24 protein-coding genes are annotated in these 24,277 nt (G+C 67.0%); 19 read left to right on the forward strand and 5 right to left on the reverse strand.

The window, feature by feature from the left end:
* Positions 1 to 60 precede the first annotated feature (60 nt).
* Positions 61 to 1,044, reverse strand: coding sequence for an arabinose ABC transporter substrate-binding protein (locus shn_RS23905; protein WP_064333014.1), 984 nt, complete (start codon positions 1,042 to 1,044; stop codon positions 61 to 63).
* A gap of 187 nt (positions 1,045 to 1,231) precedes the next feature.
* On the opposite strand from shn_RS23905, the gene shn_RS23910 reads away from it, so the two are divergent.
* Genes shn_RS23910 through shn_RS23920 form a run of 3 tightly spaced genes read left to right on the forward strand, consistent with a single transcriptional unit; the run spans position 1,232 to position 3,974 of the window.
* Positions 1,232 to 2,002 carry a FadR/GntR family transcriptional regulator gene (locus shn_RS23910; RefSeq protein WP_064333015.1) on the forward strand — a complete coding sequence of 257 codons (771 nt, stop codon included), beginning with the start codon at positions 1,232 to 1,234 and terminating at the stop codon, positions 2,000 to 2,002.
* Between the two features lie 35 nt (positions 2,003 to 2,037).
* Complete coding sequence (gene dgoD / locus shn_RS23915; protein WP_064333016.1) at positions 2,038 to 3,186, forward strand: galactonate dehydratase; 1,149 nt, start codon at positions 2,038 to 2,040, stop codon at positions 3,184 to 3,186.
* An 11-nt stretch (positions 3,187 to 3,197) separates the two neighbouring features.
* Positions 3,198 to 3,974 carry an SDR family oxidoreductase gene (locus tag shn_RS23920; RefSeq protein WP_064333017.1) on the forward strand — a complete coding sequence of 259 codons (777 nt, stop codon included), beginning with the start codon at positions 3,198 to 3,200 and terminating at the stop codon, positions 3,972 to 3,974.
* A 243-nt stretch (positions 3,975 to 4,217) separates the two neighbouring features.
* On the opposite strand, the gene shn_RS23925 is transcribed toward shn_RS23920, so the two are convergent.
* Positions 4,218 to 5,423, reverse strand: coding sequence for an ROK family transcriptional regulator (locus tag shn_RS23925; protein WP_064333278.1), 1,206 nt, complete (start codon positions 5,421 to 5,423; stop codon positions 4,218 to 4,220).
* Positions 5,424 to 5,612: 189 nt separating this feature from the next.
* Between shn_RS23925 and shn_RS23930 the strand changes: the two genes are divergently transcribed.
* From shn_RS23930 to shn_RS23955, 6 genes are all read left to right on the forward strand, one after another.
* Positions 5,613 to 6,851: an extracellular solute-binding protein gene (locus shn_RS23930; RefSeq protein WP_064333018.1), complete on the forward strand. Its 1,239-nt coding sequence runs from the start codon at positions 5,613 to 5,615 to the stop codon at positions 6,849 to 6,851.
* 69 nt (positions 6,852 to 6,920) lie between these two features.
* A complete protein-coding gene (locus tag shn_RS23935) occupies positions 6,921 to 7,805 on the forward strand; it encodes a carbohydrate ABC transporter permease (RefSeq protein ID WP_064333019.1) in 885 nt (294 codons plus the stop codon).
* Positions 7,805 to 8,650, forward strand: coding sequence for a carbohydrate ABC transporter permease (locus tag shn_RS23940; protein ID WP_064333020.1), 846 nt, complete (start codon positions 7,805 to 7,807; stop codon positions 8,648 to 8,650). Before shn_RS23935 ends, shn_RS23940 begins: the two co-directional genes overlap by 1 nt.
* 2 nt (positions 8,651 to 8,652) lie before the next feature.
* On the forward strand, positions 8,653 to 9,669 hold the full coding sequence (locus tag shn_RS23945; protein WP_145926046.1) for an SIS domain-containing protein: 1,017 nt from the start codon (positions 8,653 to 8,655) through the stop codon (positions 9,667 to 9,669).
* On the forward strand, positions 9,670 to 10,593 hold the full coding sequence (locus tag shn_RS23950) for a carbohydrate kinase family protein (RefSeq protein ID WP_064333022.1): 924 nt from the start codon (positions 9,670 to 9,672) through the stop codon (positions 10,591 to 10,593). It begins immediately after the preceding gene.
* Positions 10,590 to 11,654, forward strand: a complete 1,065-nt coding sequence (locus tag shn_RS23955) for an ABC transporter ATP-binding protein (protein WP_064333023.1) — start codon at positions 10,590 to 10,592, stop codon at positions 11,652 to 11,654. Before shn_RS23950 ends, shn_RS23955 begins: the two co-directional genes overlap by 4 nt.
* A gap of 59 nt (positions 11,655 to 11,713) precedes the next feature.
* Here shn_RS23955 and shn_RS23960 read toward each other — a convergent pair whose 3' ends face one another.
* From shn_RS23960 to shn_RS23970, 3 genes are all read right to left on the reverse strand, one after another.
* Complete coding sequence (locus shn_RS23960) at positions 11,714 to 14,023, reverse strand: TonB-dependent receptor (protein WP_245337432.1); 2,310 nt, start codon at positions 14,021 to 14,023, stop codon at positions 11,714 to 11,716.
* Positions 14,024 to 14,155: 132 nt separating this feature from the next.
* On the reverse strand, positions 14,156 to 15,136 hold the full coding sequence (locus shn_RS23965; protein WP_168168962.1) for a FecR family protein: 981 nt from the start codon (positions 15,134 to 15,136) through the stop codon (positions 14,156 to 14,158).
* Positions 15,137 to 15,229: 93 nt separating this feature from the next.
* Positions 15,230 to 15,814, reverse strand: a complete 585-nt coding sequence (locus shn_RS23970; protein WP_084438414.1) for an RNA polymerase sigma factor — start codon at positions 15,812 to 15,814, stop codon at positions 15,230 to 15,232.
* A 364-nt stretch (positions 15,815 to 16,178) separates the two neighbouring features.
* On the opposite strand from shn_RS23970, the gene shn_RS23975 reads away from it, so the two are divergent.
* From shn_RS23975 to shn_RS24020, 10 genes are all read left to right on the forward strand, one after another.
* Entirely contained in the window at positions 16,179 to 16,478 is a 300-nt protein-coding gene (locus shn_RS23975) for a DUF2218 domain-containing protein (protein ID WP_064333024.1), read from the forward strand.
* Between the two features lie 33 nt (positions 16,479 to 16,511).
* Positions 16,512 to 17,414 (forward strand): siderophore ABC transporter substrate-binding protein, encoded by a 903-nt coding sequence (locus shn_RS23980; protein WP_064333025.1) that lies wholly within the window; start codon positions 16,512 to 16,514, stop codon positions 17,412 to 17,414.
* Positions 17,411 to 18,388: an ABC transporter permease gene (locus tag shn_RS23985; protein ID WP_064333026.1), complete on the forward strand. Its 978-nt coding sequence runs from the start codon at positions 17,411 to 17,413 to the stop codon at positions 18,386 to 18,388. The genes shn_RS23980 and shn_RS23985 overlap by 4 nt, the downstream gene beginning before the upstream one ends.
* Entirely contained in the window at positions 18,381 to 19,322 is a 942-nt protein-coding gene (locus tag shn_RS23990) for an iron chelate uptake ABC transporter family permease subunit (protein ID WP_064333282.1), read from the forward strand. Before shn_RS23985 ends, shn_RS23990 begins: the two co-directional genes overlap by 8 nt.
* Complete coding sequence (locus tag shn_RS23995; protein ID WP_064333027.1) at positions 19,319 to 20,077, forward strand: ABC transporter ATP-binding protein; 759 nt, start codon at positions 19,319 to 19,321, stop codon at positions 20,075 to 20,077. Before shn_RS23990 ends, shn_RS23995 begins: the two co-directional genes overlap by 4 nt.
* Positions 20,078 to 20,280: 203 nt before the next feature.
* Positions 20,281 to 21,054 carry an SDR family NAD(P)-dependent oxidoreductase gene (locus tag shn_RS24000; protein ID WP_064333028.1) on the forward strand — a complete coding sequence of 258 codons (774 nt, stop codon included), beginning with the start codon at positions 20,281 to 20,283 and terminating at the stop codon, positions 21,052 to 21,054.
* Positions 21,055 to 21,064: 10 nt separating this feature from the next.
* On the forward strand, positions 21,065 to 21,814 hold the full coding sequence (locus shn_RS24005; RefSeq protein WP_064333029.1) for an SDR family NAD(P)-dependent oxidoreductase: 750 nt from the start codon (positions 21,065 to 21,067) through the stop codon (positions 21,812 to 21,814).
* A 109-nt stretch (positions 21,815 to 21,923) separates the two neighbouring features.
* Positions 21,924 to 23,012: a D-TA family PLP-dependent enzyme gene (locus shn_RS24010; protein ID WP_064333030.1), complete on the forward strand. Its 1,089-nt coding sequence runs from the start codon at positions 21,924 to 21,926 to the stop codon at positions 23,010 to 23,012.
* A gap of 74 nt (positions 23,013 to 23,086) precedes the next feature.
* A complete protein-coding gene (locus shn_RS24015) occupies positions 23,087 to 23,479 on the forward strand; it encodes a RidA family protein (protein ID WP_064333031.1) in 393 nt (130 codons plus the stop codon).
* A gap of 199 nt (positions 23,480 to 23,678) precedes the next feature.
* Positions 23,679 to 24,218: a flavin reductase family protein gene (locus tag shn_RS24020; RefSeq protein ID WP_064333032.1), complete on the forward strand. Its 540-nt coding sequence runs from the start codon at positions 23,679 to 23,681 to the stop codon at positions 24,216 to 24,218.
* The last annotated feature ends 59 nt before the right edge of the window (positions 24,219 to 24,277 follow it).

Below are 24,277 nucleotides of genomic sequence, written 5' to 3' on the forward strand. Positions count from 1 at the left end.
GCCCCGAAAAGAGGCCCGGCGGCGGAGCGCCGCCGGGCTGACATCATCCTGGGAGGATGATTATTCGATGCCGAGGTCCTTGCGAACCTGCTCGTAATTGTCGCGCAGTGCGACCTGGCCGGCGGTCAGGATCAGCTTTTCCGGCTCCTTGTCGTTGGCGACCCACTCGAACATGTTGAGCGCGGTCTCGTAGCCGTGGCGCTTCGGCGAGATGATCACGGTGCCGAAGAAGCCGGTGGCCGCGGGCTTCTTGAACTCGTTGATCGCCGAATCCGCGCCACCGATGCCGACGCCGATCATGCTGTCGGCGGCAATGCCGACGCTTTCGGTGGCGCGCACCGCGCCGAGCACGGCTTCGTCATTGAGGCCGACGGCGACCCAGTGCTTGATGCCGGCATTCTTGTTGAGCACGACGGTGGAGGCGTTGAGCGCCGCTTCCGTGTCGGTCTTGGCCTGCGGGGCGTCGAAGATGTTGGCTTCCGGGAAGCCGGCGGCCTTCAGCACCGAGAGCGCGCCTTCGACGCGGTCGACGGCGGTCGGCAGCTGGTCGTAGGAGACGCGGATCGCGCCGACGTCCTTCATGTCCCAGCCGCGCTTCTTGATCTCCTCGACGATCGTCTCGCCGACGGCCTCGCCGATCTTGGTGGCCGAGATGCCCATATGCGGCACGTCCTCGATCGGGCTGCCATCCGCGTTGACCAGGCGGTCGTCGACGGTCATCAGCTTGAGGTCGTTGGCGGCGGCCTTGGCGACGATGCCGGGGCCGAGCTTCACGTCGGGCGTGCAGATGATGAAGCCCTGGGCGCCCTGCGCGCCGAGATTGTCGATGGCCGACTGGACCTTCTCGCCGTCCTCGGCGCCGATCTTGACGAGGGTGAAGCCCTTCTCCTGGGCCGCGATGTCGGCGAACTTCCATTCATCCTGGAACCAAGGCTCTTCCGGCTGCTTCACGATGAAGCCGATCTTCACGTCGGCAGCATAGGCGGAGGTTGCGGCGAATACGGCGACGGTGCCAGCCAGGATGGCTGCTTTGATAAAGCCCATTGTCTCTCTCCCAAGTTAACTGCGCCTGCAGTGGGCCTTGGTGTAGTGTCTTTCATCATATTCGTCAATTGCCTTTGTATGATGAATGAAATATCAGTGTATGATAGTGGCGCCGCAACGAGGCGAGACCGGCCGTCGCCATCGGGTGCGAAACCGGATATGCATCGCGGACGGAATGGGGTGGAGAATGATCGTGCAGGAACAGGACGAACGCTCGGGCGGACCCGATGGCGAGGGGGGCGTGCGGCGTCCCCGGGTGCAGAAGAATGTCACGCGGGCGATCGCCTCGGATATCTGCGCCGACGTCTTTCCCATCGGCGGTTTCCTGCCGACGGAAAACGAGCTTTGCCTGCGCTACGGAGTCAGCCGCACCGTCATCCGCGAATCGCTGAAGATTCTCGAATCCAAGGGTTTGGTGCGCGGTCGCTCGCGGGTCGGCACGGTGGTCTGCCCCAAGGAGGAGTGGAACATCCTCGACCAGCAGGTGCTGGAATGGATCGGCCCGCGCATCTTCGAGCTCGATCTGCTCACCTGCGTGCTCGATGCGCGCCGCGCCATCGAGCCCTTCGCTGCCGAATTCGCTGCCGAGCGCGCGACCGTGCAGGACGTGGCGGAAATCGAGCGGGCCTGGGAGCGCATGCGCGATGCGGCGGGCGATCTCGAAGCCTTCACGCAGGCCGACGTCGCCTTCCATGCCGCGCTGCTGAAGGCCAGCCACAACCAGATCTTCATGCAGCTTGCCAGCATCATCCAGGCGGCGCTGGAATTCTCCCTGCATGCCTCGAACGAGGCGGCCGCGGCCTGCGACGAGGCGGTGGAGATCCACAAGCGCCTCGTGGAGGCGCTACGCCTGCGCGACAAGACGGCGGCACGCGAATGCTCGCTCCAGATGCTCGATCTCGCCGCGCGCGATCTCGCGATCGCCGTCAAGAACCATCCGGCGCCATCCGGCGCCTGATCCATATCCTTTCCTGTTCCCAGACGAGTCTGTCCATGAAGATCACGAAGCTTACGACCTATATCGTGCCGCCGCGCTGGCTGTTCCTGAAGGTGGAGACGGACGAGGGCATCGTCGGCTGGGGCGAGCCTGTCGTGGAAGGCCGCGCGCTGACGGTTGAAGCGGCCGTGCACGAACTCTCCGATTACCTCATCGGCAAGGACCCGCTGCTCATCGAGGATCATTGGCAGGTCATGTACCGCGCCGGCTTCTATCGCGGCGGCGCCGTGCACATGTCGGCGCTCGCCGGCATCGACCAGGCGCTGTGGGACATCAAGGGCAAGGCCTATGGCCAGCCCGTCCATGCCCTGCTCGGCGGCCAGGTGCGCGACCGGATCAAGGTCTATTCCTGGATCGGCGGCGACCGGCCATCCGACGTCGCCAACAATGCCCGCGAGGTCGTTTCCCGCGGCTTCAAGGCGATCAAGCTCAACGGCTGCGAGGAGATGCAGATCGTCGACAGTTGGGACAAGGTGGAGAAGGCGGTGGAGACCATCGCCGTCATCCGCGAGGCGATCGGCCCGCATGTCGGCATCGGCGTCGATTTCCACGGCCGCGTGCACCGGCCGATGGCGAAGGTGCTGGCCAGGGAACTTCAGCCCTACAACCTGATGTTCATCGAGGAGCCGGTGCTGTCGGAGAACCGTGAGGCGCTGAAGGAGATCGCCAACCATTGCTCGACGCCGATCGCGCTCGGGGAACGGCTCTATTCGCGCTGGGACTTCAAGTCGGTGCTGTCGGACGGCTATGTCGACATTCTCCAGCCGGACCTTTCCCATGCCGGCGGCATCACGGAATGCCGCAAGATCGCGGCGATGGCGGAAGCCTATGACGTGGCGCTGGCGCCGCATTGCCCGCTGGGTCCGATCGCGCTGGCCGCCTGCCTGCAGGTGGACGCCGTCTCCTACAATGCCTTCATCCAGGAACAGAGCCTCGGCATCCACTACAACACGGGCAACGACATCCTCGACTACGTCTCCAACAAGGAAGTGTTCCACTACGCCGATGGTTTCGTGTCGATCCCGCAGGGGCCGGGCCTCGGCATCGAGGTGGACGAGGCCTATGTCATCGAGCGGGCGAAGGAAGGCCATCGCTGGCGCAATCCCGTCTGGCGTCATGAAGACGGCAGCGTGGCCGAGTGGTGAGGAGAACGCAGATGGCTGGACGTCTTGACGGAAAACGGATCGTCGTCACCGGCGCGGCGCAGGGCATCGGCCTTGCCATGGCCGAATGCTTCCTTGCCGAAGGGGCGAGCCTCTTCCTCATCGACCGCGACGGCGACCTGCTTGCTGCGGAAGCCGGGCGGCTTCGTGCCGACGGCGGCCGGGTCGGCCATGCGGCGGCCGATATCACCGATGCCGACGCCATCGCGCGGGCGGTGGCTGCAGCAGCGGGCGAGATCGGCCGGCCGAACGCGCTCGTCAACAATGCCGGCGTCAACGTCTTCTTCGAGCCGCTGGCGCTTTCGGATGCCGACTGGCAGCGCTGCTTCGACATCAACCTCAAGGGCGCGTGGAACTGCAGCAGGGCCGTGCTGCCGGGCATGATCGAGGATGGCGGCGGCGTCATCCTCAACATCGCCTCGACCCATGCCTTCACCATCATCCCGCACACCTTCCCCTATCCGGTGGCGAAACACGCATTGATCGGCATGACCAAGGCCCTTGGCCTCGAATATGCCGGACAGGGCGTGCGCGTGAATGCGCTGGCGCCCGGCTATGTGCGCACGCAGAAGGCCGTGGAATACTGGAACAGCTTTCCCGATCCCGTCGCCGCCGAGGCGCAGACGATGACGCTGCATCCCGGCGGGCGCATCGCCTCGCCGGAGGAGATCGCCAAGGCCGCGCTCTTCATGATCTCGGACGAATGCCCCTTCATGAACGCCACCTGCCTGACGGTGGATGGCGGGATGAGCGTGCTGCATCACCCCTGAGCGGGCGGATTTTTCGGCGGCTGAAAAAAAGAGGCCCCGCACGAAGCGGGGCAGCGAGCGCCACGGTTGGCTCCCAATGACGCGGGGAAGCTCGCGGGTTGCGCGAGTGATATCCCAGTAGGGTTTTGCCGGAACGCAGGGAAGGTCTGATTCGGCGATTCCGGTACGCTCGTGCAAATAAACTGCAGATGCAGCCGTTTTGGCCGCGGCGCGGGCGAAAACTGCCTGCGAAACAGGCAATCTTCAGGACGCCGTTTTCAGGATCGCGGAAAAGCGCGGGTCGAAGGCGCGGCGGATCGGCTCGGCCGCCGCCCCCAGCGCGACGGCCCAGGGGCCGATCATGCCGAGTTGCAGGCGCGGCAACGTGCGGCCGGGCCGGTCGGCATTGGAGGGGATGAGCGGGAACATCGCGTCGAACAGCCGCTTTGCCAGCGGCTCCGGCGCGCTGCCGGAGAGGATCACGGTCTGCGGGTCGAAGATGGTCTCGACCATGTGCACGGCCTGCCGCATGTCGGCCGCCGCGCCCGCCAGCCAGTCGAGGATGCGCGGGTCGTCCGCGAGCGTCCGCCGCTCGACCTCCGCATAGGCCTCCGTGGTCGCCGAATCGAGGCCGAGATGCTGGAACAGCGAGGCGAGCGACGAACGATGCTCCAGCGGCGACGGGGCGCCGCCGCGCGAGAACAGCACCATGCCGATCTCGCCGGCATTGCGGTTGCTGCCCGTATAGAGTTCCCCGCCGAGGATGAGGCCGGCGCCGATGCCGTAGCCGAAATAGATGCAGACGGCGTGGTCGAGGCCGTCGGCCGAGCCGTTCATGCGCTCCGCCGCCGCGCAGGCGGTCGCATCGTTCTGCAGGCTGGTGGCCAGCCCCGTGCCGGCCGCCAGCGTTTCGACGAGCGGAAAGGCTTGCCACTCGGCCATCATCCAGGTCTCGTCGTCGGAGGGCGCAAGGCCGAAAGGCCCCGGCATGGCAAGGCCCAGCCCGGCCAGCCGGTGCGCCGATTCGGGAATGCGCCGCGTGAGGTCGGTGCGCATCGTCTCGATGAGGCGAAGGATCAGCTTGCAGCCCTCGACCGGCCCGCCCGGCGGAAGGTTGGCCACCGCCCGGGCGACCTCCTGTCCCATCAGGTCGACGGCGACGAGACGCGTCAGGTGCCGGTCGATCTGCACGCCGAGCGCGAAAGCGCCCTCCGGCACGAGCCGGTAGGGGGTCGAGGGCTGGCCCCGGCCGCCGCGCACCACCTCCTCCGAGGCGACGAGGCCGTCCGCTTCGAGGCCTTCGACGAGATTGGAAATGGTCTGCTTGGTCAGCCGCGTGGCGCGGGCGAGATCGGCGCGCGACAGCGGTCCGTTCAGCCGGATGGCCTCGATGATGACGCGCCGGTTATGGGCGCTGGTGCCTTCCTGGTTGGTCCCGCTCTTGGCGCGGATCGTCCGCAGTTCGTTCATCGACATCCCCTCTTGACACCATTTGAATAATACAGAACATTTAAGTCAAGAAGTTTGACTTAATAAGGAGCCGAAGAGCTCCGGGGAACGGCGGCGGGTCTTTCGCCATGATCCGACGATGAACCCGCAACGACCGGCGGTGCCTGCAGGGCGCTTTCGGATGCATGAACCAAACAGGAGGACGCAATCATGTTGAAATCGATAAAGAAGACCTTGCTCGGCGCGGCGCTGGTTGCCGGCGTTTCCGCCCCGCATGCCTTCGCGGAGACGACGCTCAACGCACTCTTCATGGCGCAGGCCGCCTATAGCGAGGCGGATGTGCGCGCCATGACGGACGCCTTCACCAAGGCGAACCCGGACATCAAGGTGAACCTGGAATTCGTTCCCTATGAGGGCCTGCACGACAAGACGGTGCTCGCCCAGGGCTCCGGCAGCGGTTATGACGTCGTGCTCTTCGACGTGATCTGGCCCGCCGAATATGCGGCGAACAACGTTTTGGTCGACGTCTCGTCCCGCATCACCGACGAGATGAAGAAGGGCGTGCTGCCGGGCGCCTGGACGACCGTCGACTATGACGGCAAGTCCTACGGCATGCCGTGGATCCTCGACACCAAATACCTGTTCTACAACAAGGAAATCCTCGAAAAAGCCGGCATTCAGGCGCCGCCCAAGACCTGGGCCGAGCTGAACGAGCAGGCGAAGATCATCAAGGACAAGGGCCTGCTGGCCACGCCGATCGCCTGGAGCTGGTCGCAGGCCGAGGCGGCCATCTGCGACTACACCACGCTCGTCAGCGCCTATGGCGGCGAATTCCTGAAGGACGGCAAGCCGGCCTTTGCCGAGGGCGGCGGTCTCGATGCGCTGACATACATGGTCGACAGCTACAAGTCCGGCCTCACCAACCCGAACTCCAAGGAGTTCCTCGAAGAGGACGTGCGCAACGTCTTCCAGAACGGCGAGGCGGCCTTCGCGCTCAATTGGACCTATATGTACAACATGGCCAATAGCGAAGCGGACAGCAAGGTCGCCGGCAAGGTCGGCGTCGTGCCCGCGCCGGGCGTCGAAGGCAAGAGCGAGGTCTCGGCGGTCAACGGCTCGATGGGCCTCGGCATCACCACGACCAGCAAGAGCCCGGACGAGGCCTGGAAGTACATCGTGCACATGACCTCGCAGGAGACGCAGAACGCCTATGCCAAGCTCAGCCTGCCGATCTGGGCGTCGTCCTACGAGGATGCCGCCGTCACCGCCGGCCAGGAAGAGCTGATCGCCGCCGCAAAGCTCGGTCTTGCCGCCATGTATCCGCGGCCGACCACGCCGAAATACCAGGAGCTCTCCACCGCCCTCCAGCAGGCCATTCAGGAAGCTCTGCTCGACCAGGCAACGCCGGAGGACGCGCTGAAGTCGGCGACGGACAACAGCGGCCTTTGAGGTACGGCCTTGCGGGCGGCTTCGGCCGCCCGCACACTCGCCCTTGCTGAAATCGACGAAGAGGACGCTATGTCCAGCACCTGGATGACGACCCGGGCATGGCTTCTCATGCTGCCGCTGCTGGTGATCATGCTCGCCGTGATCGGCTGGCCGATGGTCGATACCGTGCGGCTTTCCTTTACGGACGCCAAGCTGATCGGTTCCGGCGGCGCTTTCGTCGGCTTCGACAACTATCTGAAAATGCTGTCGAACAACAATTTCCAGCGGGCGCTCTACGCCACGACCTGGTTTGCCGTGGTCTCCGTGACGGCGGAGATGGTGATCGGCGTTCTGGCCGCCCTGCTTTTGAACCAGCGGTTCTATGGCCGGACCGTGCTGCGCGCGCTGCTGATCCTGCCCTGGGCGCTGCCGACGGTGGTCAACGCGACGCTCTGGCGGCTCATCTACAATCCGGAATACGGCGCGCTGAACGCGGCGCTGACGCAGGTCGGCCTTCTCGACAGCTACCGGTCCTGGCTCGGCGAGCCTGGCACCGCCATGACGGCGCTGATCATCGCCGATTGCTGGAAGAATTTTCCGCTCGTCGCCCTCATCGCGCTCGCCGCCCTCCAGGCCGTGCCGCGCGACATCACGTCCGCCTCGCTCGTTGATGGTGCCGGCCCCTTCGCGCGCTTCCGCTTCGTCATCCTGCCTTATCTTGCCGGTCCGCTGATGGTGGCGCTGGTGCTGCGCACCATCGAAGCCTTCAAGGTGTTCGACATCATCTGGGTGATGACGCGCGGCGGCCCGGCCAATTCGACGCGCACCCTGTCGATCCTCGTCTACCAGGAGGCCTTCTCGTTCCAGCGCGCCGGCTCCGGCGCCTCGCTCGCCCTCGTCGTCACCCTCATCGTGACGGTGCTGGCGGTCGGCTACGGCATGCTCGTGCGCCGCACCGCGGGGAGCGCCGCCTGATGGAACGCCGCAGCCTTCTCGCCTCGATCCTCATCCACGCCGCCGCGCTGCTGCTCGCCGCCGTCATCGTCGCGCCGATCTTCTGGCTCTTCGTGATGAGCATTTCGCCGGCTGCCGATCTCGTGGCGCGCCCGCTTCGCTGGTGGCCGGGCACGGTCGATTTCTCGCGCTATGCCACGCTGCTGTCGACCATCCCAAACAGCGCGGGCGCCAATTTCGTCGCCTCGCTTCTCAACAGCATCCTCGTGGCGGGCATGGCGACGGTCGCCGCCGTCCTGCTTGCCGTGCCGGCCGGCTGGGCGGTCTCGCGCACGCCCTCGGTCGGCTGGTCGCTCTCGCTGGTCATCGCCACCTACATGCTGCCGCCCGTCGCGCTCGCGGTGCCGCTCTACATGGCGCTCGCCGCCTTCGGGCTGCTCAATTCGGTCTTCGGCCTGGCGCTCGTCTACCTCACCATCCTCGCGCCCTTCACCACCTGGCTGATGAAGTCCGGCTTCGACGGCATTCCGCGCGAGATCGAGCAGGCGGCGATGATGGACGGGGCGAGCCTTCTTGCCACGCTGCGCATTATCACCCTGCCGCTCGCCATGCCGATCGTCGCCACCGCGGCGCTCTTCGCCTTCCTGCTCGGCTGGGACGAGTTCTTCTATGCGCTGCTCTTCACCTCGGACCAGCGCGCCCGCACGCTGACGGTCGCAATCGCCGATCTCGCGGGCGGCCGGGTTTCCGACTACGGGCTGATCGCGACGGCTGGCGTGCTTGCCGCGCTACCGCCGGTCCTTGTCGGCCTCATCATGCAACGGGCCCTGATCTCGGGCCTTACCAGCGGCGGTGTGAAAGGATGACGATGAACACGACTGCATCCCGGCCGGAAGGCCTCAGGGCGATCGATCGGGAAATGGCGCGCCAGCATGCCGATGCGCTCGCCTCCTTCCGCAACAACGGCGCGATGGCCGAAAGGGCCGCCGCCAGCCTGAAACGCACCGGCCGGCTGCTGCTGCTCGGCATGGGCGGCTCGCAGGCCGTCGGCCGCGCCGTCGAGCCGCTCTACCGCCGCCTCGGCATCGAGGCGATTGCCCTGCCGCTCTCCGAGCAGCTCGGCGCGCCGCTCGCCCTCGACGGGCGCACGGTCTTCGTCACCTCGCAGTCCGGGGAAAGCGCCGAGGTGCTGCGCTGGTTCGAGGAGACCGGCGGCAATGACGAAACCTTCGGCTTCACGCTCGAAGGCGGCTCCTTCCTTGCCCGCACCGCACCCTGCCTCATCGGCCATGGCGGCACGGAGCAGGCCTTCGCCGCGACCCGCAGCCTGACGGTGAGCTTCTCGCTGCATCTGGCGATCCTCGCCGCCCTCGGCGAAGACGTCGCGCAGGCGATCCATGCCCTGGAGAACCCGCGGGAACCGGCCATCGACGCGGCGCTGGCCGAACTTTCCGGTGTGCGCTCCGTCGTGACGTCCGGGCGGCGGCTGCAGGGGCTCGCCGAGGCCATCGCGCTCGGCTTCACGGAACTGTCGCGCCTGCCGTGCTTCTCGCTGGAGGGCGGCCAGTTGCGCCACGGGCCGATGGAAATGCTCTCGCCCGATGTGGGCGTGGTTCTCTTCCGCAGCGACGACGCGACGACGGATCTCGTGACGGCGATGGCGACCTCCGTGGTCGAGGCGGGTGCGAAGCTCGTCATGTTCGATGCGTCCGGCCGCCCGCCGGTCGAGGGCGCGGCGACGATCGCCTTCCCGCCGCTGACCGGGCTTGCCGCCGTCTTCGCCATGCTGCCGACGGCGCAGCGGCTGATGATCGCCTTCGCCGCCGCGCGCGTCGCCGATGCCGGCACGCCGGTGCGCTCGACGAAGATTACCCGGAGTGAATGAGTGAAGCCGCTTGCCGTCGTCGGAAACGTCAATATCGACCTGATCATGGGCCCGGCCGCGCCCTGGCCGCAGCCGGGCACGGAAAGCATCGTCGACCATGACGAGCTGCGCGTCGGCGGTTCGGCGGGCAATGCCGCGCTCGCCTGGATGGCGCTCGGCACGCCCTTCGAGATCGCCGCCAGCATCGGCCGCGACCAGTTCGGCCGCTGGCTCGCGGAAAGTTTCGGCGCGCGCGCAAGCACCTGGCCGGTGCACGGCGACAGCACGACGCTCTCCGTCGGCATCACCCATCCGGACGGCGAGCGCACCTTCTTCACGACGCGCGGGCACCTGCCGCTGTTCAGCCTGGAGGATGTCTTCGCGGTGCTCGACGGGCCGCGGCTTGCCGGCGGCATCGTGCTCCTGTGCGGCTCCTTCCTGACGGAGAAGCTGGTGGAGGATTACGACCGGTTCTTCGACTGGGCGGATCGCCACGACATTACCGTCGCCCTTGATACCGGCTGGCCGCTGGACGGCTGGACGGGAGCGAACAGGCGGGCGGCGAAAGGCTGGCTGTCGCGCTGCCGGATCGCGCTGTTCAACGAGGTGGAGACGACCAGCCTGGCCGGCGTTGCCGATCCCGCCGAGGCGGGGCGCATCCTGCGGCAGGGCATGCCGGACGGAAGCATCGTCGTCGTCAAGTGCGGCCCGAAGGGGGCGATCGCCGTGGATGCCGACGACCAGGTTGTCCGCGCTGCGGCGCCTTCCGTGCGGGTCGTCGATACGATCGGCGCGGGCGACGTCTTCAACGCCACCTTCCTCGCCGCCCATGCGGCCGGGGAGGCGCTGCAGGCGAGCCTTGCCGCCGGCACGGCGGTGGCCTCGCGCGCCATTTCCACCCATCCCCGAAGCTACGCACCGACCGCGCAGGACGTTCCGGCATGAGCACGCTGACCATTGACGCCATCCGCAAGAGCTACGGCGCCGTCGAGACGCTGAAGGGCATCGACATCGCGCTCGAAAGCGGGGAATTCCTCGTGCTGCTCGGCGCCTCCGGCTGCGGCAAGTCCACGCTGCTCAACATCATCGCCGGCCTTGCCGAGCCGACGAGCGGCGACATCCGCATCGACGACCGCTCCATTGTCGGCGTGCATCCAAAGGACAGGGACATCGCCATGGTGTTCCAGTCCTACGCGCTCTATCCCAATCTCACCGTGCACCGGAACATCGGTTTCGGCCTCGAAATGCGCAAGGTGGACAGGGCGGAACGCGACCGGGCCGTGCGCGAGACGGCGAAGCTGCTGCAGATCGAAAACCTGCTGGAGCGCAAGCCCGGCCAGCTTTCCGGCGGCCAGCGCCAGCGCGTGGCGATCGGCCGGGCGCTGGTGCGCAACCCGAAGATCTTCCTGTTCGACGAGCCGCTGTCCAATCTCGATGCGAAGCTGCGCATGGAAATGCGCACCGAGCTGAAGCGCCTGCACCAGATGACGAGGACGACCGTCGTCTATGTCACGCATGACCAGATCGAGGCGATGACGCTCGCCACCCGCATCGCCGTCATGCGTGGCGGCCGGATCGAACAGCTCGACACGCCGGAGAACATCTACAACCGGCCGGCGACGCTCTACGTCGCCACCTTCGTCGGCGCGCCGCCGATGAACCTTCTGGCCGCGACGGCGGGCGAGGGCGGCTTGCGGATCGACGGCACTGACATCATCGTGCCCGTGCCTGATCTGGACGGTATCGCGCCGGGCCGCCGGCTCGTCCTCGGCATCCGGCCGGAGGCGATCGAACGGTCGGGTGCGGGCGTGCCGCTCACGGCGCGCTGCGAGGTCGCGGAGCTGACCGGGCCGGAGCTGGTCGTCACGGCGGCGATGGGCAGCCAACGCCTCGTCGCCGCCCTGCCGGCGACCGCCCGCATCGCGGCTGGCGACGAGATCGCCCTTGCCGTCGCGCCCGCCGCCTTCCACGTCTTCGACGCGGAGACGGAGCAGCGCCTGAACTGACACACTCGGGCGGAATCGCCCGAGTGTGGAATGCTCCGGGTGCCGCCCGCGCCGTGTCGTCAGAACGTGGCGCGTACGCTCAGCAGGAACGCGCGGCCCGGCTGGTAGAGCGGCTTCACCTCGCCGAATTCCTGGCCGTAGGTGGCGCGGTCGGCATAGGTCTCGTTGAAGATGTTCTTCACCTCGGCGCGCAGCGTCAGGTTCTGGTGGCTCGGCGGCTTGTATTCGACGAAGCTGTTGACGACCTGGTAGGCCTTGAAGGCGGGGCTGCCCTCCGGGACCTTGTCGTATTTCGGCGCGATCTCGATATCGCCGCCGACGGTGAGGCCCCAGTCGGCGAAGGTATGGGCGGCGGAGACCGTGATGATCTCGCCGACCGGCGTCGTGAGGTAGGTGCCGGTATCGGAATCGGCCGGCTTGCCGTCGATCAGCGTGTCGATATTGGCGTATTTCACACGGATGTAGCCGTCGGTCCAGTCATAGCCGGCGCCGATCGAAAAACCCTCCGATTCCACATGCCGCCTCTCGAAGGCATATTTGTAGCGCGCCGCGCGGGCATTCTCCATTTCCGTGCGGAACACCGAGCCCTCCAGCGAGAAGCCGGCATATTTCGCGACGAGGCCGACCGTGTAGTTGTCGGACGTCGTCGGCTTCGGCTCGGGCGAATAGACCCAGGCGGGGTTCATGATGAAGTTCTCGGCGAGCGGGATGCCGGCCCAGACATGGGAGTAGCCGGCCTTGGCGGTCAGGAAATCCGCGATGAGGTCGTATTCGCCGGAAATGTTGCCGCTGAGACCGGAATTGTCCCATTCCTCGCTGGTGGTGCCGGTGAACCATTGCCGGTCCGCACGACCGCCGAAGGAGAGGCGCGCCCGCTCGAAGGGCTCCAGCCGCGCCTGCACATAGGCGCCGACATTGCGCGCCTTCTCGGTAGCGGGTTCGTAGAGGTCTTCCACTTCCGCCTTGTCGCTGTAGAAGTCGACGCCGGCCGTCACCGTGCCGAGGTCGAAATGGAAGCGGTTCTCGAACTTGCCGTTGAACGTGCCGGTGATGCCGGTGACCGGATAGGTTTCCGGCGTGCTGCCGGGCTTGAGATAGACGGTCGTGCCGACCTCCGTCTGGCCATAGGCGAGCACCAGCTTCGGATCCCACCAGCCCTCGGGCGTCGCGTCCGTGTAGGTGAAGACCGTGTTGGTGCGGTTGAGTTCATAGTCGCGCACCAGCGGCTCCCAGGGTTTTGCCCCGGTCGTCGTGCCCATATTGGCGCGGAACGGGCGCGGCGCATTGTCCTTGATCGCCTCGTGGCTCAGCTCGATGCGATCGCCGCTCTCGAATTCATAGGCGATTTTGCCGAGGCCGCTCTGGAAATGCGTGCGCGTGCCGAGCACCTCGTCGCCATTGCCGGCGGAAAACTCCTGGCCGCGGCCGATGTTGAAATAGCCGAGATATTCGAAACCGTCCTGCTTGCCGAAGGTCGAAAGGCCCGTGGTGAAGATGTTGCCGTTGGTGTTGAAGCCGGAATTGACGAAACCGCCGTAACCGTTGCCGTCGAGGAAATCGCCGACATCCTTGGTTTCGTAGACGATGGAGCCCGCAAGCGCGCCCGGGCCGGCATCGGCCGGCGCCACGCCCTCGTCGACGCTGACGGCCTTCAGCAGCGTCGGGTCGATCAGCGTCGTCGCATTGTGGTGGAAGACCTTGTTGTTCTGGCGGCTGCCATCGATGGAGATCGCAAGATTGGTCTCCTCGATGCCGTTGACATAGACCTTCTGCGACATGGGCAGAGAGGAGCCCACCTTGACGCTCGGCTCCTCACGGAAGACGTCCTGGATGGTGGCGGGGTTCTTGCGTTCCAGGTCCCTGGCGGAAATGTTCAGCTCGCTGACGTCGCCATCGCCGACCTTTTCGCCCTCGACCGTGATCCGGTCGAGCGTCGTCGATCCGTCTTCCACGGAACCGGTGACGAGCGGGGAGAGATGCGCGGCGGTGACGATCGCCGTGCCGTCGGTGGTGACCGAATGGCGCGTGTCGGTGCCTTCGAGAAGGCGGGAGAGCGCCTCCTGTGGCGTGAACGTGCCCTTGACCGGCCGGGATGTCAGCCCGCGCGAGGTGGCGGCGGCAAGCGAGACCTGCAGGCCGGATTGCCGGCCGAAGGCGTTGAGCGCGCCCGCCAGCGGCTGCGCGGGAATATCGAATACCATGGTGCCGACGCGGGCGGATTTCGCCTGGGCGGCTGCCGGCTGCAGGACCGCCTGCGGCAGGCTGAAGACGAGCGCGGCCGCGGTGGAGACCATCAGCCTGGCCATGAAGACGGTGCGCGTGCGCGCCCCGGCGCGCGACGTGGTCGATCGATCGATATGCAAACGCATTTTACCCCCGGTATATCCTCGGGATGCGCCGCCCCTGAAGCGCGCATTCCCGGTGCAGAGACGATCGCCTCGGGAATCTTTTTCACGCTCCCGGCAAATTTCCTGAATTTTTTGGAAAACTTTTCGAAAGGCTCAATAACGGGAGACGATCCGCGCGTAGGGGGAGACCGAGCGCACCTTGCCGCCATAGGGTTTGACGAGCGCCTTCAGCGCCCGGTCGGGATCGCGGAGGTCGTAGAGGCCGGTCACGCGCTGGCGGCCGAGCGTGCGATCCGGCACGCTGATCCAGGCGGAATGGTAGCGTTGCAGGCGCGCGACGACGCTGTCGACGGTGACGTCGTTGACGAAGAGCAGGCCGCTTCGCCAGGCGCCGATCTCCTCCAGCGGAACCGTCGCGCGGGTGATCGCGCCGGTCGCGCCATCGACCGTCGCCATGTCGCCCGGCGCCATTTCGGCGACGGACTGCCCGTCACCCTCGCCGGAAATGCCGACCACGCCGCGGGCGAGCTGCACCGTCGTCGCGGCATCGTCGAGCGCCACGTCGAAGGCCGTGCCGAGCACGACCACGCGGGCATTGCCGGCCTCCACGGTGAAGGGGCGCTGGCCGTCATGCGCCACGTCGAAGAAGGCCTGGCCGGAGAGAAGGCGCACATGGCGGCCCTCGGGCGTCAGCTCGACATCGATGGCGCTGTCGGCGGAAAGGTTGACGGTGCTGCCATCGGCGAGCGTCACCACCCGGCTTTCGCCGGTGCCGGTGCGGAAATCGGCCTGGAGCCAGATCATCAGGGCAGGGGCGGCGAGCATGAAGAGGAGCACGGCGGCGAGGGCAAGCGCGGCGCCCGTCGCAAAGGCCCTGCGGCTGCGGCGGCGGGGCGGGGCGGCCACCGCGACCGGGCGGGGCGGCCACAGGTCCGCGTGGCGCGGGGGCACTTCGCCGAGAGCCTCCCATGCCTTGAGCGCGTCGCGCCAGGCGGTGCGGTTGCTTTCTGCGCGTGCGAGCCAGTGCTCGATGTCCCGCGCGACCTGCGGACAATCGGGGTCGGCCTTCAGCCGCAACAGCCAGTCCATCGCCTCTTCGAGCGTGCGGCGCTTTTCGTTGTCGTCCTGGATCAAGTTCTTACCCGTGCCCCGGCTGCCCATGCCGCGCATGGCGTTCTAGCCGAATATCAAATTGCTGCGTAGGGACGATTTGCGCGCGGATTTTTTTCACGGGGCATCATTGCCGAGCCGAAGCGCGATCTCCACAAGCGCGGCGCGCACATGGCGGTGGGCGGTGGCGACGGAAATGCCGAGATGGGTCGCGACCTCCTCCAGAGTGTAGCCGCCGAAGCGGTGCATCTCCACCGCCACGCGCACATCCAGTGGAAACCGGTCGAGCACTTCGGTGATCGCCCGCACCTCGTCGGAGACGAGCACGGTCTCCTCCGGCGTCTCGACGGCGCGGGGCATCGACCAGAACGGCGGCTCGCCGTCCTGCTCCCTCATCTCGATCCTGCGCCGCTTGATGAGGTCGAGGCAGAGATTGCGCACGATGCGGTAGAGATAGGCGAGCGTCTGGCTGGCGGAGGCGCCATAGGTGTTGGCCGGCGAAAAGCGCAGGAAGGCATCCTGCACGATGTCCTCTGCCGCCTCGCGCGAGCCGAGGATCCGCGTCGCATAGCGGACGAGGGCAGGGCGGTGGGCGGCGTAGAGCAGCGAGGTGGCATCTCCCTCCTTCACGGCGCGGCCTTTTCGATGCAGCTCCTGCGGCAAGCCGTGGGCGAGGTACGACCCCGGCGCATCAGGCCGCATGCCAGAACCTCTCCCGTCCGCTTTTCGGCATCGCCGCGCGTCGCCGCCATTTCCAACCCTTCAGAATCGCCGTGCCCCAGGCGGCGGCCGTGTATTCATGAGACATAGCTTAACATGATTTATCGGGTCAAGTTTAACGGCGAAACGTGACCGTCTGCCACGCCTGTTCCCTGTCGCGGTCCTGCCGGCAGCCGCGACGATCTGGTCCGGCGGGGCGCCATCCCGGACGGGTTGATTGCGCTTTTCGGCGGGGACCGGCTGTGACAGCCGGCTTCCCTTGTCAGAAAAACATGAGTAAGGACGTTATGTTTTCGGTGCTGCCGGCAGGCAGGCCGGTCGCCGAACAAGGATGAAAGGGAAGGCCATGCTCGAATCCGTCGCCTATCTGGAGACCGCTCACGGCCGGAAATACCTGGCCCAACTGTGCAAGCATTTCGCGCACAAGATCGAGGTCACCGCGTCGGAAAACCACGGCGAGTGCCGGTTCGCCTGCGGCCTCGGCATTCTGGATGCCGATGACGATGGCCTGCGCATGACCGCTCGGGCCGGGAACGGCGAGGACCTTGCCCAGACCCAATCGGTCATCGAATCGCATCTTGCACGCTTCGCCTTCCGCGAGGCGCTTCAGCCGCTCGACTGGCAGTGGCAGAACAAGGCCGTCTGAGCTTTCGCATCCCATCAGCATGACAGGTAGACCATGAAACAGTTCCATCCGCTCGCGGCCTTCGCCGCCCTTGCCCTTTCCATCCTGCCGGCCAGCGCCATGGACGTGGCGACGGCGCAGGGAACGGTCGCGGTCGACGGCGTGCCGAAGACCATTGCCGTCTACGACATGGCCGCGCTCGACACGCTCGACCGGCTCGGCATCCGTCCGGCGGGTGTGCCGGACAAGCTCTACGTTCCCGAGCTGGAGCCGATCAAGGCGGGCGCGACGGTGGTCGGCACGTTGTTCGAGCCTGACCTTGAGGCGCTGAGCGCGCTCGGTCCCGATCTTGTCATCGTCGGCGGCCGGTCCGCCGCCAAGGCGGACGTCACGGTCAAGGTCGCGCCGACCATCGACATGACGATCGACGGCGACGACCTGTTCGGGCAGGCGAAGCTGCGTCTTGAGACCTATGGCGACCTGTTCGGCAAGGTGGAAGAGGCAAAGGCGATTGCCGGCGAGCTCGACGCGAAGCTTGCGGCCGCCAGGGCCGCGGTCGCCGGCAAGGGCAAGGCGCTGATCGTCATGACCAACGGGCCGAAGGTCTCCTCCTACGGTCCCGGCTCGCGCTTCGGCTGGGTGCATGCGGCGCTCGGCCTGCCGCCGGCGATCGCCGAGATCGAGACGGCGACCCATGGCGAGGCGGTGTCCTTCGAGTTCATCCGCGAGGCGAACCCGGACTGGCTGCTGGTCCTCGACCGCGCCGCCGCCATCGGCTCCAGCGAACAGGCCGCGAAGGTGACGCTCGACAACGAGCTCGTCGCGGCGACGACGGCATGGAAGAAGGGCCAGGTCGTCTACCTGCCGGCTCCGGATTTCTACATCGCGGCCGGCGGCGTGCAGTCGCTCGAACGCGTGCTGGCGACGATCACGGAGGCCTTCTCCGCCGCGAAATGAGCGCCAGCGTCCTGCACCCCTCCTTGCGGACCGGAACGATCGCGGGCCTCGGGCTCGCGGTCCTTTTCGTGCTGAGCCTTGCCGTCGGCGTCAGCCCGCTGCCGCTCGGCCGGGTGCTGAGCGATCCCGAAGCACTCCAGCTTCTCCTCGTCAGCCGCCTGCCGCGCACGCTCGCCGCGATCCTCAGCGGCGCCGGGCTGGCGATCGCCGGCCTCATCATGCAGACGCTGGCGCGCAACCGCTTCGTCGAGCCCGCGACCGCCGGCACGGCGCAGAGTGCCGAACTCGGCATCCTCCTCGTCACGCTGCTCTTTCCCGCCGCCGCCCTGCCGGTGAAGACGCTCGTTGCCGGCGGCGCGGCCCTGCTCGGCACCTCGATCTTCCTGGCGACCGCCCATCGCCTGCCGCCCGCCCAGCCCTTCCTCGTGCCGCTCTTCGGCATCGTCTATGGCGGGGTCATCGGTGCGGCGGCGACCTATGCGGCCTGGCAGGCGGATCTCCTGCAGTTCCTCGCCGTCTGGACCAACGGCGACTTCTCCGGCGTGCTGCGCGGGCGCTACGAACTGCTGTGGATCTCGGCCGTGATGGTCGCCATCGCCTGGTTCGTCGCCGACCGGCTGACCATCATGGCGCTCGGGCGCGAGGCGAGCATCGGGCTCGGCATCGACTATGCCCGCATGATGCAGATCGGCCTCGTCCTCGTCTCCGTCATCACGGCGCTGGCCGTCGCGGTCGTCGGCATGATCCCCTTCGTCGGCCTTGCCGTGCCCAACATCGTCTCGCGCCTGATGGGCGACAATGTGCGCGGCACGCTGGGCTGGGTCGCCGCCGGCGGGGCGGGGCTGGTTCTCGCCTGCGACATCGTCGGGCGCCTCATCCGCTACCCTTACGAAATCCCCGTCGGCACGGTGATGGGCGTGGTCGGCGGCGCGATCTTCCTCTGGCTGCTCTTCCGGCGTGGCGCCCATGCCTGACCGTCGTCTTCTCGGCCTTGCCGCCGCGGCCCTGGCCGCTGCCGTCGCGTTCCTGGCGATCGGCCTCAAGGGCAATATCGCCTTCGTGCTGGAATTGCGGCTGCTGAAGCTTGCGGCGCTGGTGCAGGTGGGCGTGGCGATCGCCATTTCCACCGTGATCTTCCAGACCGTCACCGGCAACCGCATCCTGACGCCGTCGATCATGGGGCTCGATGCGCTTTATCTCTTCGGCCAGATGCTGATGGTCTTCCTGCTCGGCGGGGTCGGTTACGTGGCGCTCGATCCGCAGCTGAAGTTCGGCCTGGAGGTGCTGGTGCTGATGGCGCTCGCCTCTGCGCTGCTGCTGCCCATGCTGAAGAGCCGCCTCGACATGGGGCTGATGCTGCTGGCCGGCGTCGTCTTCGGCGTCCTGTTCCGCAGCCTGCATTCGCTGCTCGCCCGCCTCATCGACCCCAACGAATTCTCCGTCGTGCAATCGGCGAGCTTCGCCAATTTCAATGCCGTGCGCACCGACCTCCTGGTCTTCGCCGCCATCGTCACGGTCATCGCCGCCGTCATCGCCTGGCGGGCGCGCCACGTGCTCGACGTCGTCTCGCTTGGGCCGGATACGGCAACGGGCCTCGGTGTCGGCTGGGCGGGCACGGTGACGGGCCTGCTGCTGCTCGTCTCCGCTCTGGTCGCCGTCTCCACGGCGCTCGTCGGGCCGGTCGCCTTCTTCGGGCTTCTCGTGGCGGCGCTGGCCGAGCGCATCGTCGATACCCGCCGCCACGGCGTGCTGCTGCCGGCGGCCGCCCTTGCGGGCATCGTCGTGCTCGTCGGCGGGCAGACGCTGTTCCAGCACGCGCTCGGAAACGCGACCGCGCTCGGCGTCGTCATCGAATTCGTCGGCGGGCTCGTCTTCCTCCTGCTGCTGGTCCTCGGGAGCCGCAAATGATCCGGATAGAAAACGTCTCCTTCAAGCATCGAACGACGCCGATCCTCACGGATGTCAGCCTGACGATCCCGAAGGGCGGCGTCGTGGCGCTGATCGGGCCGAACGGCGCGGGCAAGTCCTCGCTTCTTTCGCTCGTCGCACGGCTGCAGCAGCTCCAGGCGGGCGCCATCGACATCGACGGCCTGCCGGTGGATACCACGCCCGGCCGGGAGCTTGCCCGCGTCATCGCCATCCTGCGGCAGGACACGACGGTGGCAAGCCGTCTCAAGGTGCGCGAGCTCGTCGGCTTCGGCCGTTTTCCCCATGGCCGCGGCCGCCTCACCGAGGCCGACCACGCCATCATCGATGCGGCCATCGCCCAGTTCGACCTCGCCGATCTCGCCGACCGCTTCATCGAGACGCTGTCCGGCGGCCAGCGCCAGCGCGCGCTGGTCGCCATGGCCTTCGCGCAGGGCACGGATTACCTGCTGCTCGACGAACCGCTGAACAATCTCGACATGTATTACGCCCGCGAACTGATGCGCTCGCTGCGCAGCGTCGCCGACGGCAAGGGCAAGACGGTCGTCATCGTGCTGCACGACATCAACCAGGCAAGCGCCCATGCAGACCGCATCGTCGCGATGAAGGGCGGCCGTGTCGTCGCTGATGGCACGCCGGCGGAGATACTGACGCCGGAAACATTGGAGGCCGTCTTCGGCTTCCGCATGCGGGTGGAAACGATCGCGGACAAACCCTTCGTGCTGCATCAGCTCTGACGCTTGTCGCGCAAGAATGTGCGGCGGTTTCGCGATAGCGACATGCGTGGAACCAGGAACCCGGAGAGCGTGTGGCCGGCGGCCTAGCGGAGCTGGCGGCGGCGGTCGCCATTGAGCGGTGGGTTGTCTGAATTGCGGTGTTGACTATCGTCGCCGCGGCCCCTCCTCTTCGAAGAGGACATCGCATCGAGGCAGAGGCAACCATGACCGACCAGATCCGAGTAGCGCTCATTGCCGGCGGGGCCGGCGGCATGGGCGCGGCGATCGCCGTACGGCTTTCCGCCGATGGCTATGCCGTCGTTCTCGCGGACCTCGAATCCGAACGTCTGACGGCGGCGGTGGAGGCGGTGCGGGCCAGGGGCGGCGCGGCGCTTGCGGTGCCGCTCGACATGCGCAAGGTCGCTTCCTGTGCTTTTGCGGTGGAGGAGGCGCTTGCCTGGCATGGGCGCCTCGACGTGGTCGTCAATGCCGCAGGCGTCTGGCGCGAGGGCGCGGCCGAGGCGATGACGGAAGAGGACTGGGACATCGTCCTCGACGTCAATCTCAAGGGGGCGTTCTTTCTGATCCAGGCCGCCATTCCGCATCTGGAAAACGGTGCCTCCATCGTCAACATCGCCTCGGACGCCGGCCTCGTCGGCAACAACGGCGCTTCGATCTACTGTGCCTCGAAGGGTGGGCTGGTGCTGCTGACCAAGGCGCTGGCGCTGGAACTCGCTCCGCGCCGGATCCGCGTCAACGCCGTGTGCCCCGGCGATGTCGCGACGCCGATGATCGAGTTCCAGGCCGAGCGCTATGGCGGCGGAGACCCGGACGGTTACAAGGCGAAACTCCTGTCCAACTATCCCCAGCAGGCGGCGGCGCGCTTCATCCGGCCGGAGGAGATCGCCCGCATGGTCGCCTATCTCTGCGAGCCGGATGCCGCGGCCATCACCGGGGCCGCGCTTTCCATCGATTTCGGCGTGACGGCCGGTTATTGAGGAGGGACGGATGCAGCGCAAGACGGCGATCATCACCGGAGCAGGGGCCGAGGACGGCATCGGCTTCGCCTGCGCGCGGAGCCTGGCGGAGGAAGGTCATGCCGTCCACCTCGTGGCGACGAGCGAACGGATCTTTGCCCGCGCGGAGGAATTGAGGCGCGCCGGGTTTTCCGCGACCGGCCATGTCTGCGACCTTACCGTCAAGGCCGAAGTCGAGCGCTTGCGGCAGGCGACGGGACCGGCCGCGGTGCTCGTCAACAATGCCGGCATGGGCAGCCTCGCGCAGCCGGCGCTGCAGCGGGATTTCGCGATGCTGGAGGAGGCGGATTGGGACCGCGGCATCTCCGTCACGCTCAAGACGACGTTCCTTTCGACCCGCCTCTATCTGCCGGACATGCTGGCGGACGGCTACGGCCGCATCGTCAATGTGGCATCGGTGACGGGACCCTATGTCGCCAATCCCGGCGAGACGGCCTATTCCGCCGCCAAGGCCGGCATGGTGGGCCTGACGCATGCGCTCGCCCTCGAAGCCGGTCCGCATGGCGTTACCATCAATGCCGTGGCGCCTGGCTGGATCGACACCGGTGCCTCCACGGAGGAGGAGCGCCGCGCCGCCAGGGCGACGCCCTGCGGCCGCGCGGGCCGGCCGGACGAGGTCGCCGCGGCCGTCGCCTTCCTCGCCTCGCAGAAGGCGAGCTATATCAACGGTGCGGTGCTGGTGGTCGACGGCGGCAACATCCTCCAGGAGCGCAAGGCCTGAACCCCGCCGAGGACGGGCGCGGGATTTTCGGTTTCACCGCGCCGCCATTTTGACCATAGTGACCGCACCCCCAACGGGCGCCGCAGGCGCCAAGACTGGAAGGTTTTCCATGACATATCCCTGGCCCGACGCCGGCACGCCGCTCGAAGACGTCATCACCCCCATGCCTGTGATCGATGAGGACCGGCTGGCCGCCAACATCGCCCGCGCGCAGGCCTATTTCGACGGGCTCGGCAAGGCCTTCCGTCCGCACATCAAGACCCACAAGATCGTCGCGGTCGCCGAGGCGCAGCGCGCGGCGGGCGCCGTCGGCCTCAACTGCCAGAAGATCAGCGAGGCCGAGGTTTTCGCCGATGCCGGTTTCGAGGACATCCTGATCACCTACAACATTCTCGGCGCGGTAAAGCTCAAGCGCCTGCGCGCGCTGCACGAGCGGGTGCCGCGCCTTGCTGTGGTCGCCGACAGCGCCGCGACCGTGGACGGCCTTGCCGGCGCCTTCGACGCCGCCCGTCCGCTGACCGTGCTCGTGGAATGCGATACGGGCGGGCGCCGCTGCGGCGTGCAGACGCCCGAGGCGGCGGCGGAACTGGCGGCCCGGATCGCCGCTGCGCCCGCCCTCCGCTTCGGCGGCATCCTCACCTATCCGGCAACCGGCGGGGCGAGCGCCGTTGAGGCCTTCATGGCCGGGACCATGGCCCTGCTTTCGGCCCGTGGCCTCGATTGCCCGGTGCGCTCCAGTGGCGGTTCGCCGGACCTGTGGAAGGCCCATCTCGTGCCCTCCGCCACCGAGCACCGCGCGGGAACCTATGTCTACAACGACCGCAGCATGGTGCGCGCGGGCCATTGCACGCGGCAGGATCTTGCCATGCACATCCTTGCGACCGTCGTCTCGCGCCCGGCGGAGGATCGCGCGGTGCTGGATGCCGGCTCCAAGGCGCTGACCTCCGACCTGCTCGGTTTCAGCGACTATGGCGAGATCGAGGGCCACGAGGGCGCCCGCATCGTCTCGCTCTCGGAGGAGCATGCGGTCGTCGACCTCAAGGATTGCCGGGACGAATTCCCCGCCATCGGCAGCGTGGTGCGCATCGTGCCGAACCACACCTGCGTCGTCAGCAACCTGTTCGACCGCATGGTCTTCCACCGCGGCGGCGTCGTCACCCGCGTGGAGGACGTCGCCGCGCGCGGCACGGTCTGGTGAGGCGGGATTTCGGTTGACGGCGCGCGGCAAAGCCGCTCGTGCTGAAAGGCAAACGCATTCAAGGAGAATCGGCCATGGCTGAAAACGACGCCCCCTTCTTCATCGAGGACACCGACGAGACGGAGATCTCCTCCGACACCGCCGGCCTCGGCAACCTTCTCGTCACCACGCATATCCCGCTGCGCGCCGACGGATCGCTGGAGACCGGCGATATCAAGACGCAGAGCGTGGCGACGCTGGAAAGCCTGAAGGCCTCGCTGGAAAAGGCCGGCAGCAGCCTTGCCGACGTGATCCACCTGACGATCTACCTCACCGACATGGCCGAGCGCCCGGCCTTCAACGAGGTCTACTGCGCCTATTTCAAGAAGCCTTATCCGGTGCGCTGCGCCGTGGGCGTCGCCGCGCTCGCCGATCCCGGCATGCGCGTCGAGGTGACGGCGATGGCGGCGCGGCGCAGGCGCGCCTGAGCTCATGCCGGACGCACCGTCCTGCTTCCTGGTGCGTCCGGCTGCCTTTTCGCCCGTCGGCAAATGCTCCTGCAGGCGCCGGGCAATCCAAATTCATATTTTCTATAAAAATAGTGAAATAAGAAATGGCGTGCCTGCTGTCTCCGACTTTCGCTTGTTATCCCTATCACCATCAAGGGTCTCAAGCGGAGCGGGAACGATGAATGCCCATGTCGAAAACACGCATTTCAACCTTCACGGCACGTCGGTGATCGAGCAGCCTGCCGATGCCGACACGTTGAAGGCGGCGCTGCGCACCCTCGGCGGCGGCGTCAGCATCATCACGGCCGGCGAGGGCGAGGCCCGCACCGGCGCCACCGTCACCTCGGCGACGGCGCTTTCCGTCGAGCCGGCGCGCATGCTGGTATCCCTCAACCGCTCCTCCTCCACCTGGCCCGTCGTCGAGCGCTACGGCCATCTCGGCATCAACATCGTCGGCAGCACCCATGAGGCGCTCGCCAACCAGTTCGCCGGCCGCGGCGGCCTTCGCGGCGCCGATCGCTATCGCGGCGCGGAGTGGACCACCGCCGTCAGCGGCGCGCCGCTCCTGGTCGATGCCGTGGCGGCGATCGATTGCGTCGTGGAGGAAGCCATCGAACGGCACAGCCACGTCATCGTCATCGGCAAGGTTCTGGCGATCCGCCTCGGCGCCGGCCATTCGCTGCTCTACCAGGACGGCCGCTACCATGCCCTGTCCTGACGCATGCTGAGCGGCGCCCCGCCGCACCGACTTCCCCATCCATGCACTGCCATCCCCCG

It is taken from the genome of Shinella sp. HZN7 (genome assembly GCF_001652565.1).
Classification (GTDB): Bacteria; Pseudomonadota; Alphaproteobacteria; order Rhizobiales; family Rhizobiaceae; genus Shinella; species Shinella granuli.